Genomic DNA, 8,955 nt, shown 5'->3' on the forward strand with positions numbered 1-8,955 from the left:
ATACCCCACAGCCCCTAAAAAGGGCCAGTCAGTTGCTTAACTGACTGGCATTACACCTTCGGGTGGCGTTGTTTTTTGTGGCGTTAGGTGCTGTCGCCGGCTAAGGCGTCAGCCGCCGCTCGGGCATGGATCAACGGCCAAAAAAAACACCGCCCGGAGGCGGTGTTTTTGCGAACCTGAGTGCGGCTGAATTACTTCTTAGCGCGCTCGAAGGAAGCCACGATTTCAGCTTTCGCCGCTTCAGCGTTGTCCCAGCCGTCAACCTTAACCCATTTGCCCGCTTCGAGGTCTTTATAGTGCTCGAAGAAGTGGGTGATCTGCGCTTTCAGCAGTTCCGGCAGGTCGTTCACATCTTTAATGTGATCGTACTCTTTGCTCAGCTTGGTGTGCGGTACCGCAACCAGTTTCGCATCTTCACCGGATTCGTCGGTCATTTTCAGCACGCCAACCGGACGGCAGCGGATGACTGAACCTGGCTCCAGCGGGTACGGCGTCGGGACCAGAACGTCAACCGGGTCGCCGTCCAGGGACAGGGTGTGGTTGATGTAGCCGTAGTTGCACGGATAGAACATCGCCGTGGACATGAAACGGTCAACGAACAGTGCACCGCTCTCTTTGTCGACTTCGTATTTGATAGGATCTGCGTTCGCCGGGATCTCGATCACGACGTAGATGTCTTCCGGCAGATCTTTGCCCGCAGGTACGTTGAGTAAGCTCATGTCTGTTTCCTTTAAAATGTATGGCAAACAAGTGCCCGGTATTATAGCCAACTCACATCGAATGTCTTCGCTTCTTTTTCCCCAGAACGGGTGGGTGGAGTCTGAATTTTTCAGCGTAAGACAGCCTGAAAATCCATAAACATAGCCGCATACTGAATAAAATTATGTAACCGTTTTCATTGCATATGCTTGATATCTCAAAGTGTGCAAAATTTCGTCATAAACGGCGAAGCTCGCGCGGCTCGCGAAGCCTCACCGGCTCTCCGCTGGTGAGATGGCCGCTGATTAACATCTAATTAACTTTTTTGAAGTGTGATGTAACGCATTCAGTTACATCTCCGATTGTCTATAGTTTGTCCGCAGGTGAGGCTTTAACCAACAATAACCCTACGAGGATCCTCTTATGTGGAAGCGCTTACTTCTTGTCACAGCAGTTTCCGCAGCTATGTCGTCTATGGTCATGGCTGCCCCTCTTACCGTAGGTTTTTCGCAGGTCGGTTCTGAATCCGGCTGGCGCGCGGCCGAAACTAACGTCGCGAAAGAGGAGGCCGCGAAGCGCGGCATCACTCTGAAGATTGCCGACGCGCAACAAAAACAGGAAAACCAGATTAAAGCCGTACGCTCCTTTATCGCTCAGGGCGTCGATGCCATCTTCATCGCGCCGGTCGTAGCGACCGGCTGGGAGCCGGTACTGAAAGAAGCGAAAGAGGCCAAAATCCCGGTATTCCTGCTCGACCGCTCAATTGATGTTAAAGACAAAGATCTCTACATGACCACCGTCACCGCGAACAACGTGCTGGAAGGCCAGCTGATCGGTGAGTGGCTGGTGAAAACCGTCGACGGCAAGCCGTGTAACGTTGTTGAACTGCAGGGCACCGTAGGGGCCAGCGTGGCGATTGACCGCAAGAAAGGCTTCGCTGAGGCCATTTCTAAAGCCTCTAATATCAAAATTATCCGCTCCCAGTCCGGCGACTTTACCCGCAGCAAGGGCAAAGAAGTCATGGAGAGCTTTATCAAAGCGGAAAACAACGGCAAGAACATCTGCATGGTTTACGCCCATAACGACGATATGGTGATTGGCGCCATTCAGGCGATTAAAGAGGCCGGGCTGAAGCCGGGCAAAGATATCCTCACCGGCTCTATCGACGGCGTGCCGGATATCTATAAAGCGATGATGGCCGGCGAGGCCAATGCCAGCGTCGAGCTGACGCCGAATATGGCCGGTCCGGCGTTCGATGCGCTGGAGAAATACAAAAAAGACGGCACCCTGCCTGAAAAAGTCACCATCACCAAATCGACCCTCTACCTGCCGGATACGGCGAAAGAAGAGTTAGAGAAGAAGAAAAATATGGGCTACTGAGTAGCCGAATGACAGGTTCACCGCCGCCTCCGGGATGTCCCCGGTCGCTAAAGCGCGGCTGATTTCCCTCTCCTCCCATCGGGGAGAGGGCAAAGGTGAGGGGGGAGAGCATGAACGGCGAATTACATCAGGAAATCCTTCGTACTGAAGGGCTTAGCAAATTTTTCCCCGGCGTGAAGGCGCTGGATAACGTTAATTTTAGCCTGCGCCGGGGCGAAATCATGGCTCTGTTAGGCGAAAACGGCGCAGGTAAATCCACCCTGATCAAAGCGCTGACCGGCGTCTATCATGCCGATCGCGGGGCCATCTGGCTGGAAGGGCGGGAGATCGCGCCGAAAAATACCGCTCACGCCCAGCAGCTGGGGATCGGCACCGTCTATCAGGAAGTGAACCTGCTGCCTAATATGTCGGTGGCGGACAATCTGTTTATCGGCCGCGAGCCCAGACGCTTTGGCCTGCTGCGGCGTAAAGAGATGGAAAAGCGCGCCACCGCGCTGATGGCGTCCTACGGTTTTTCTCTTGATGTCCGTGAACCGCTGAACCGCTTTTCGGTGGCGATGCAGCAGATTGTCGCGATCTGCCGGGCGATCGACCTGTCAGCAAAAGTGTTAATTCTTGATGAACCGACCGCCAGCCTGGATACCCAGGAGGTGGAGATGCTCTTTACCCTGATGCGCCAGCTGCGCGATAGCGGGGTCAGCCTGATTTTCGTCACCCACTTCCTCGACCAGGTGTATGCCGTCAGCGATCGCATCACCGTGCTGCGTAACGGCGGTTTTGTCGGCTGCCGGGAAACCCGCGAGCTGCCGCAAATTGAACTGGTGAAGATGATGCTGGGCCGTGAACTGGAGCATAACGCCCTGCAGCGCGCGGGCCGCACCCTGCTGAGCGATAAGCCGGTGGCCGCCTTCGAAGATTTTGGCAAAAAAGGCACCATCGCACCGTTTAGTCTGCAGGTCCGTCCCGGTGAAATCGTCGGCCTGGCGGGGCTGTTAGGCTCGGGACGTACGGAAACGGCGGAGGTGATCTTTGGCATTAAACCCGCCGACAGCGGCAAAGCGTGGATCAAAGGCAAGCCGCAAACCCTGCGCTCGCCGCATCAGGCATCCTGCCTCGGGATCGGCTTCTGTCCGGAAGATCGTAAAACCGACGGCATTATCGCCGCCGCCTCGGTGCGGGAAAATATCGTTCTCGCGCTCCAGGCGCAGCGCGGCTGGCTGCGGCCGATTGGTCGGCGCGAACAAAATGAGATTGCTGAACGTTTCATTCGTCAACTGGGTATTCGTACCCCCAGCGCTGAACAGCCGATCGAATTTCTCTCCGGCGGTAATCAGCAGAAGGTGCTGCTCTCCCGATGGCTGCTGACGAAGCCGCAGTTCTTGATCCTTGATGAACCGACTCGCGGTATTGACGTTGGCGCCCACGCCGAAATCATCCGCCTGATTGAAACCCTGTGCGCCGATGGTCTGGCGCTGCTGGTCATTTCTTCAGAGCTGGAAGAGCTGGTGGGTTACGCCGATCGGGTGATTATCATGCGCGATCGCCAGCAGGTGGCGGAGCTGGTTCTGAGCGAGCTCTCCGTGCCGGCGATCATGAACGCTATTGCGGCATAAGGAGTAACCGATGATGCCTCAATCTGTTCCGAAAACCGGCCAGCCGAAACGGCGCTTTAACTGGCCAAAAGGGATGCCGCAAATTATTGCGCTGCTGCTGGTGCTGGTCGTTGACAGCCTGGTCGCCCCGCATTTCTACCAGATCGTGCTCCAGGACGGGCGACTGTTCGGCAGCCCGATAGATATTTTGAACCGCGCCGCGCCGGTGGCGCTGCTGGCGATTGGCATGACGCTGGTTATCGCCACCGGCGGGATTGACCTCTCCGTCGGAGCGGTGATGGCGATTGCCGGCGCAACGGCGGCGTCAATGACCGTGGCGGGGCACAGCCTGACGGTTGTGCTGCTCGCATCGCTGGGGGCCGGCGCGCTGGCCGGTCTGTGGAACGGCATTCTGGTGGCGGTGCTGAAGATCCAGCCGTTCGTCGCCACGCTGATCCTGATGGTCGCCGGACGCGGCGTGGCGCAGCTGATCACCTCCGGGCAGATCGTGACCTTTGACTCTCCGCATCTGGCGTGGCTCGGCAGCGGATCGCTACTGCTGTTCCCGACGCCGGTGATTATCGCGATCGTGACGCTGGTGCTGTTCTGGCTGTTTACCCGCAAAACCGCGCTGGGGATGTTTATCGAAGCGGTGGGGATTAACATTCGTGCGGCGAAAAACGCCGGGGTAAATACCCGCATCGTCGTGATGTTGGCCTACGTGCTGAGCGGCGTTTGCGCGGCGATTGCCGGGATTATCGTTGCGGCGGATATTCGCGGCGCGGATGCCAATAATGCCGGGCTATGGCTGGAGCTGGACGCCATCCTGGCGGTGGTTATCGGCGGCGGCTCGCTGATGGGCGGGCGTTTTAACCTGCTGCTCTCGGTCGTCGGGGCGCTGATTATCCAGGGGATGAATACCGGGATCCTGCTGTCAGGATTCCCGCCGGAGCTTAATCAGGTAGTCAAAGCGGTGGTGGTGCTGTGCGTACTGATCGTCCAGTCGCCGCGCTTTATCAGCATACTGAAGGGGATGCGCGGCCATGATAAAACGTAATTTACCGTTAATGATTACCCTCGCGGTCTTCATACTGGGATACCTTTACTGCCTGACCCAGTTTCCCGGCTTTGCCTCGACGCGGGTGATCTGCAATATCCTGACCGACAATGCCTTTCTTGGGATCATCGCCGTCGGCATGACCTTCGTGATCCTCTCCGGCGGGATCGATCTGTCGGTCGGGTCGGTGATCGCCTTTACCGGCGTATTTCTCGCTAAAGCGATCGGTTTCTGGGGGATTTCGCCGCTGGTGGCGTTTCCGCTGGTGCTGGTGATGGGCTGCGCCTTTGGCGCGTTTATGGGCCTGCTTATTGATGCGCTGAAGATCCCGGCGTTTATCATCACCCTCGCCGGGATGTTTTTTCTGCGCGGCGTCAGCTACCTGGTCTCGGAAGAGTCGATTCCCATTAATCATCCGGTGTATGACGCGCTATCAGGACTGGCATGGACCATCCCCGGCGGCGGGCGTCTGAGCGCGATGGGGCTGTTGATGCTGCTGGTGGTGATCGGCGGAATTTTTATGGCCCACCGCACCCGCTTTGGCAATCAGGTTTATGCCATCGGCGGCAACGCGACGTCGGCGAACCTGATGGGGATTTCCACGCGGAGCACGACGATCCGTATTTATATGCTCTCTACCGGGCTGGCGACGCTGGCGGGGATCGTTTTCTCCATCTATACCCAGGCGGGCTATGCGCTGGCGGGCGTTGGCGTTGAACTGGACGCGATTGCATCGGTGGTTATCGGCGGTACGCTGTTAAGCGGTGGGGTAGGGACGGTTCTCGGCACGCTGTTTGGCGTCGCCATTCAGGGGCTGATTCAAACCTACATCAACTTCGACGGTACGCTGAGTTCATGGTGGACCAAGATCGCTATCGGTATCCTTCTGTTCATCTTTATCGCGCTGCAGCGCGGCCTGACGGTGCTGTGGGAGAATCGGCAGAGTTCGCCGGTGACAAGGGTGGGGCACTGATGGAAGGATTTCCCCTCCCGTAAGGCGGGAGGGGAAGAGGCGGGTTACGCGTCCGGGAACTCTTTAATAAAGTTTTCGACGTCTTCAACCATATGGTTGTTGCCGACGAAGAAAGAACGGCGCTGATGCAGGCTTTCCGGGATGATATCCAGAATACGCTCTTTACCATCGCTGGCCTTACCGCCCGCCTGTTCCGCAAGGAACGCCATCGGGTTGCATTCGTACAGCAGGCGCAGTTTACCGTCCGGGTGGCTGGCGGTGCTCGGGTAGAGATAGATGCCGCCTTTAAGCAGGTTGCGGTGGAAATCCGCCACCAGAGAGCCGATGTAGCGTGAGGTATACGGGCGCTGGGTCTCTTTATCTTCTTCCTGGCAGTGCTTAATGTACTTCTTCACACCCATCGGGAACTTAATGTAGTTACCTTCGTTAATCGAGTAGGTGTTGCCTTTTTCCGGGAAGCGCATGCGCTCCTGGCACAGGCAGAAGACGCCAAGGGAAGGGTCATAGGTAAAGGCGTGCACGCCGCAGCCGGTGGTGTAAACCAGCATCGTCGAGGAGCCATACACCACATAGCCCGCGGCGACCTGTCGGTTGCCCGGTTGCAGGAAATCTTCTTCGGTAACGGGGGTGCCCACCGGCGTGACGCGGCGGTAAATAGAGAAGATCGTACCAACAGAGACGTTAACGTCGATGTTAGAAGATCCATCCAGCGGGTCCATCAGCACCACGTATTTGGCGTGTTCGCATCCTTCAAAGACGACGATCTCATCTTCTTCTTCAGAGGCGATCCCGGCAACAATATCGCGTGCTCGCAGTGCGGCTTTCAACTTTTCATTGGCAAACAGGTCGAGTTTTTGCTGAACCTCGCCCTGAACGTTTTCAGCACCGCTGGCACCCAGGATATCGACCAGGCCGGCCTTGTTGATATCGCGGTGGATGATCTTGGCGCCTAACTTTATCGCCGACAACAAAGCAGTAAGCTCGCCGGTTGCGTGAGAGAACTCGTGCTGCTTTTCGACAATAAATTCACCTAACGTTTTCATAACCCGTTCCCTGCATGTTTATGTGAAGTAAAACGAACATAACAATCTTAACAAAGAATAAAAAAAGTTCGCACTGGTGAATCGCGCCAGCAAAATACGGATTCGCCTGAAATGCATTTCTTTCCCCCCCAACATCCCGGTAAACTGTGCTTCAGATAAGAGAAGGAAATGACGAATGCGCATTCATATTTTAGGAATCTGTGGCACGTTTATGGGGGGGCTGGCGATGCTGGCACGTTCCCTCGGTCATGAGGTAACGGGGTCGGATGCGAACGTCTATCCGCCAATGAGTACCCTGCTGGAAAACCAGGGAATTGAGTTAATTCAAGGATATGATGCCAGCCAGCTGGATCCGCAGCCTGACCTGGTGATCATCGGTAACGCAATGACGCGCGGAAACCCGTGCGTGGAAGCGGTGCTGGAAAATAATATCCCTTACATGTCCGGTCCCCAGTGGCTGCACGATTTCGTGCTGCGCGATCGCTGGGTGCTGGCGGTTGCCGGAACGCACGGAAAAACCACCACTGCCGGCATGGCGACCTGGATCCTCGAAGCCTGCGGCTACAAGCCGGGCTTTGTTATCGGCGGCGTTCCGGGCAACTTCGATGTTTCCGCGCGCCTCGGCGACAGCCCGTTCTTCGTGATTGAAGCCGATGAATACGACTGCGCTTTCTTCGATAAACGTTCCAAATTTGTTCATTACTGCCCGCGCACGTTGATTCTCAATAACCTTGAATTCGACCACGCGGACATCTTTGACGATCTAAAAGCTATCCAGAAGCAATTTCATCATCTGGTGCGTATTGTGCCGGGCAAAGGCAAGATTATCCTGCCGGAGAACGACATCAATCTGAAGCAGACGATGGCGATGGGCTGCTGGAGCGAGCAGGAGCTGGTTGGCGAACAGGGGCACTGGCAGGCGAAAAAGCTCACCACCGATGCTTCCTCCTGGGAAGTGTGGCTGGACGGCGAGAAAGTCGGCGAAGTGAAGTGGGCGCTGGTCGGCGAGCATAATATGCATAACGGCCTGATGGCCATCGCCGCCGCCCGGCATGTCGGCGTGCTGCCTGCCGATGCGGCCAACGCGCTGGGCAGCTTTATCAACGCCCGCCGCCGTCTGGAGCTGCGCGGCGAAGCCAACGGCGTGACCGTATACGATGATTTCGCCCACCACCCGACGGCGATTCTGGCGACCCTGCAGGCGCTACGCGGCAAAGTTGGCGGTACCGCGCGTATTCTTGCCGTGCTTGAACCCCGTTCTAACACCATGAAAATGGGCATTTGCAAAGACGACCTGGCGCCGTCTCTCGGTCGCGCGGACGAGGTCTTCCTGCTGCAGCCGCAGCATATTCCGTGGCAGGTTGCTGAAGTGGCTGACGCTTGCGTACAGCCTGCGCACTGGAGCGCCGATGTCGATGCGCTGGTGGATATGATTGTTAAAACCGCCCATCCTGGCGACCACATTCTGGTGATGAGCAACGGTGGATTTGGCGGCATTCATCAGAAGCTGCTCGATAAGCTGGCGAAAAAAGCCGAGGCGGCCGAGTAGGCTATTCTCCTCGTTTATCCGCCCTCCGCGTGAGGGCGGATAGTTTTTGTGGCCAGGAGGGTTCATGTTGAATTCAGAAAGAGTGACCTCTACCGATTCCTCGCATTTTCCCCCGCTTGACGCACTGTACGGCAGGGCCTTTCCGTGGCACGAGCAGCGTGAAGCCGAGGCTAAGCAGCAGGCGCTTGATAATCCGCATTATGAACTGGAAGCCTGGTTCGATGATGGCCAGTTTATTGGCCTGAGCGGCTGCTGGCGGTTTGCTGACTATCGCTACGTTGAACATCTGGCCATCGACGATACCTTGCGATCGCGCGGCTACGGCAAGCGGCTGTTAGCTGAAATACTTCAGCGCGCGCCGCTGACCGTTCTGGAAATCGATCCGCTGACCAGCGAAGTTGCCCATAAGCGCCTGCGCTTTTATGAAACCATGGGCTTTTGCGCGAACCCCTGGGCGCATCGCCATCCGACCTATCATCAGGGCATCGCCGATCATGAACTGATCGTGTTGAGCTATCCGCTGCCGATTAATGAGGCGCAGTACCAGCGCTTTGCGCAGGATTTGCGTTTGGTGGTCATGGAGCAGGCTGGCGCGGTCAAGGTTTTATAGCCCGGACAAGGCGCGTCAAGCGCCGCCTCCGGGAAGCAGCGCGCAATGTCAT

Annotated in this window: 8 protein-coding genes; 6 read left to right on the top strand and 2 right to left on the bottom strand. The window is 56.6% G+C overall.

The window, feature by feature from the left end:
* Nucleotides 1–191: 191 nt before the first annotated feature.
* Nucleotides 192–719: an inorganic diphosphatase gene (gene ppa / locus ABLU88_RS16050; protein ID WP_004098041.1), complete on the bottom strand. Its 528-nt coding sequence runs from the start codon at nucleotides 717–719 to the stop codon at nucleotides 192–194.
* A 403-nt stretch (nucleotides 720–1,122) separates the two neighbouring features.
* Between ppa and ytfQ the strand changes: the two genes are divergently transcribed.
* From ytfQ to yjfF, 4 genes are all read left to right on the top strand, one after another.
* Nucleotides 1,123–2,079 (top strand): galactofuranose ABC transporter, galactofuranose-binding protein YtfQ, encoded by a 957-nt coding sequence (gene ytfQ / locus ABLU88_RS16055; RefSeq protein ID WP_004098043.1) that lies wholly within the window; start codon nucleotides 1,123–1,125, stop codon nucleotides 2,077–2,079.
* A gap of 110 nt (nucleotides 2,080–2,189) precedes the next feature.
* On the top strand, nucleotides 2,190–3,692 hold the full coding sequence (gene ytfR / locus ABLU88_RS16060; RefSeq protein ID WP_025107618.1) for a galactofuranose ABC transporter, ATP-binding protein YtfR: 1,503 nt from the start codon (nucleotides 2,190–2,192) through the stop codon (nucleotides 3,690–3,692).
* Between the two features lie 10 nt (nucleotides 3,693–3,702).
* The gene (gene ytfT, locus ABLU88_RS16065) at nucleotides 3,703–4,728 is read left to right on the top strand and encodes a galactofuranose ABC transporter, ATP-binding protein YtfT (RefSeq protein ID WP_014227645.1); all 1,026 of its coding nucleotides are present in this window, start codon (nucleotides 3,703–3,705) and stop codon (nucleotides 4,726–4,728) included.
* Nucleotides 4,715–5,701, top strand: a complete 987-nt coding sequence (yjfF, locus tag ABLU88_RS16070; RefSeq protein WP_257198677.1) for a galactofuranose ABC transporter, permease protein YjfF — start codon at nucleotides 4,715–4,717, stop codon at nucleotides 5,699–5,701. The genes ytfT and yjfF overlap by 14 nt, the downstream gene beginning before the upstream one ends.
* 44 nt (nucleotides 5,702–5,745) lie before the next feature.
* Here the strand turns inward: yjfF and fbp are convergent, their stop codons facing one another.
* Nucleotides 5,746–6,744 carry a class 1 fructose-bisphosphatase gene (gene fbp / locus ABLU88_RS16075; RefSeq protein WP_004098053.1) on the bottom strand — a complete coding sequence of 333 codons (999 nt, stop codon included), beginning with the start codon at nucleotides 6,742–6,744 and terminating at the stop codon, nucleotides 5,746–5,748.
* A 175-nt stretch (nucleotides 6,745–6,919) separates the two neighbouring features.
* On the opposite strand from fbp, the gene mpl reads away from it, so the two are divergent.
* Complete coding sequence (gene mpl / locus ABLU88_RS16080; protein WP_004098056.1) at nucleotides 6,920–8,293, top strand: UDP-N-acetylmuramate:L-alanyl-gamma-D-glutamyl-meso-diaminopimelate ligase; 1,374 nt, start codon at nucleotides 6,920–6,922, stop codon at nucleotides 8,291–8,293.
* Between the two features lie 64 nt (nucleotides 8,294–8,357).
* A complete protein-coding gene (locus tag ABLU88_RS16085) occupies nucleotides 8,358–8,903 on the top strand; it encodes a GNAT family N-acetyltransferase (protein WP_116279979.1) in 546 nt (181 codons plus the stop codon).
* Nucleotides 8,904–8,955 lie beyond the last annotated feature (52 nt).

Source organism: Klebsiella sp. GW_Kp182 (assembly GCF_040062275.1).
Classification (GTDB): domain Bacteria; phylum Pseudomonadota; class Gammaproteobacteria; order Enterobacterales; family Enterobacteriaceae; genus Klebsiella; species Klebsiella michiganensis.

Coding starts and splice junctions, on each gene's coding strand:
- ppa (WP_004098041.1), bottom strand. CDS start 719: ATGAGCTTACTCAACGTACCTGCGGGCAAAGATCTGCCGGAAGACATC.
- ytfQ (WP_004098043.1), top strand. CDS start 1,123: ATGTGGAAGCGCTTACTTCTTGTCACAGCAGTTTCCGCAGCTATGTCG.
- ytfR (WP_025107618.1), top strand. CDS start 2,190: ATGAACGGCGAATTACATCAGGAAATCCTTCGTACTGAAGGGCTTAGC.
- ytfT (WP_014227645.1), top strand. CDS start 3,703: ATGATGCCTCAATCTGTTCCGAAAACCGGCCAGCCGAAACGGCGCTTT.
- yjfF (WP_257198677.1), top strand. CDS start 4,715: ATGATAAAACGTAATTTACCGTTAATGATTACCCTCGCGGTCTTCATA.
- fbp (WP_004098053.1), bottom strand. CDS start 6,744: ATGAAAACGTTAGGTGAATTTATTGTCGAAAAGCAGCACGAGTTCTCT.
- mpl (WP_004098056.1), top strand. CDS start 6,920: ATGCGCATTCATATTTTAGGAATCTGTGGCACGTTTATGGGGGGGCTG.
- ABLU88_RS16085 (WP_116279979.1), top strand. CDS start 8,358: ATGTTGAATTCAGAAAGAGTGACCTCTACCGATTCCTCGCATTTTCCC.